Source organism: Gemmatimonadota bacterium, assembly GCA_016209965.1.
Classification (GTDB): domain Bacteria; phylum Gemmatimonadota; class Gemmatimonadetes; order Longimicrobiales; family RSA9; genus JACQVE01.
This window is the reverse complement of sequence record JACQVE010000207.1, coordinates 1-2,013: the sequence shown is the minus strand read 5'-3', so window position 1 is coordinate 2,013 and position 2,013 is coordinate 1. Positions and strand designations below refer to the sequence as shown.

Below are 2,013 nucleotides of genomic sequence, written 5' to 3'. Positions count from 1 at the left end.
TGAGCCATTCGACCGCTCGCGTTTTCGGCGGAAGGTGGAGGAGGAGGTTTTCGGGGTGAGGATCAAGGTGTCGAGCCCGGAGGATACGATCCTGGCGAAGCTGCAGTGGGCGCGCGAGTCCTCGCAGGCTTTGAGATCGCGACGTTTCAGGAGGCGGGCTGGGCCGGGCTGGATAACGGGGACCTCCTTACCCTGCCTCAGGAACGCTTCGATGTACTGCTTACGGGTGACAAGAACCTGTGTTTCCAACAGAATCTGGCTAAGTTCTCACCTCCCTGGTCGCATGGTCGGGGTGTGGGCGGTTGTGCAGGCAGTTCTGCTGTCCACCACTGTGCTCGAGGCGCAGGAGCCATCGAGGGGCCGGGCCGTGCGGCTGGGCGCGGGAGTCGGCATCGCCTCCACGGAAGTCGGCGGACGTACGGGCATGGACCAGGGTCTCATTGCCAGTGCACAGTTCGCCATGCTCCGGGGCAGGCGGACGGATTTCGCGCTCGAGGTCAACGGCCAGTTCTTCAAGGCCGAGAACCCCTTGATCGACGAGGCGTACACCGCGTTCTACGTTCTGGCCGGTCCGGACATCCGTCTGGGTTCGAGCAGAAAGGGGTTCCTGCGTCCCAGTGTTGGGCTGGTGCACCGGTCCTGGTCGGGCACGCAGGTCGTGAGCGAAACCGAGACCTCCCTCGCCCTGGGCGTGGCCGCCGGCTTCCTCGCGCGTCTTGCTGCCGGCCCGGCGTTCGGCCCCGAGCTGTATCTTCGAGTGTCGGGGGCTGAGGAGCTATCCACCAGACTGATCGGGCTGCAGCTAACGATTCAGCCCTGGGGCAGGTAGGGGTGCAGGGCGTGCCCCGGCCCGCAGGCAAGCAGCGAGCGCGGGGTGCGCCGGAATCGGCGCCCGGCGGGGGCAGGGAACAGGACCTAGACCACAGCGGGATACTTCGGAACTCAAAGAGTGTAAGGGCCCGCTGGAACAGCTTGCCGCCAGGTGCTATACTGGGGCCGCACCTGCTGGATCACAGGTGGAATGAAAACATCGTTCACGCCAATCCTCGCCGCAGCACTGATTGCGGCCGCGGCCAGCGCGGGCTGCGGCGGCACGACGGTGCGCGGCCCTGTTCAGCCGGCCCTCGGCGCGCCGGCCTCGTCTCCGCCGGCCGGCCGGGCCGGCGCCGTCGCCGGCCCGCGGCCCTACAGCGCGGCGGACGTGCACTTCATGACGGGCATGATCCCGCATCACGCGCAGGCCGTGCTGGTTGCTGGCTGGGCGGCCACGCACGGCGCCAGCGCCCAGGTGCGCCTCCTGTGCGAACGGATCATAGTGGCGCAGCGCGACGAGATCGAGCTCATGCGGAGCTGGCTGCGGGACCGGGACCAGATGGTTCCTGACGCGGATGCCACGCGCCTGACCGTGCGGATGCACGGCGCGGAGCACGAAGTGCTGATGCCCGGCATGTTGAGCGCCGAGGAGCTGGCACAACTGGACAGTGCGCGCGGCCCGGAGTTCGACCGGCTCTTCCTCACCTTCATGATCCGCCACCACGAGGGCGCGCTCACCATGGTCGAGCAGCTCTTCAACTCGTACGGCGCGGCGCAGGACGAGACCGTCTTCCGGTTCGGCTCCGACGTGCTCGCGGACCAGACCGCAGAGATCGAGCGCATGCAGCAGATGCTGGACGCGCTGACCTCCGGCAGCGCGCGCCGGGATCCGTCGCCGCCCTCGTCGCCTGGTTCCTGACACTTGCGCCGCATTCGCCCTTACACCTGAACCGGGTTCGCCAACGTGAAATCCTATTCGTCCCTTCGCTATCCGGGCGCGCGACGGACCGCTGCCGCGCTCTGCGGCGTGCTACCCGTGATCGGCGCGCTGTACGTCGCGGCGTGCGCCACGTCGTCGTCTTCGGCCGGGTCGGCCAGTGCTGCCAGCCCGGCGACCAGCGACCTGTCCACCTCGGCGCCCACCCCCGACCGGCGGATCGGACTGGGCGCGGGGTGGCTGGATGCGGCCCAGGCCTCCTG

Annotated in this window: 3 protein-coding genes; 2 read left to right on the top strand and 1 reads right to left on the bottom strand. The window is 68.4% G+C overall.

Translation table 11 applies throughout. From position 1 onward, the window contains the following. Nucleotides 1-304 precede the first annotated feature (304 nt). Both HY703_08280 and HY703_08275 read left to right on the top strand, forming a co-directional pair. Entirely contained in the window at nucleotides 305-829 is a 525-nt protein-coding gene (locus tag HY703_08280; protein MBI4545176.1) for a hypothetical protein, read from the top strand. Nucleotides 830-1,021: 192 nt separating this feature from the next. Then, nucleotides 1,022-1,732 carry a DUF305 domain-containing protein gene (locus tag HY703_08275; protein ID MBI4545175.1) on the top strand — a complete coding sequence of 237 codons (711 nt, stop codon included), beginning with the start codon at nucleotides 1,022-1,024 and terminating at the stop codon, nucleotides 1,730-1,732. A gap of 68 nt (nucleotides 1,733-1,800) precedes the next feature. Here HY703_08275 and HY703_08270 read toward each other — a convergent pair. Beyond that, a partial coding sequence (locus HY703_08270; protein MBI4545174.1) for a hypothetical protein occupies nucleotides 1,801-2,013 on the bottom strand: 213 nt, incomplete at its 5' end.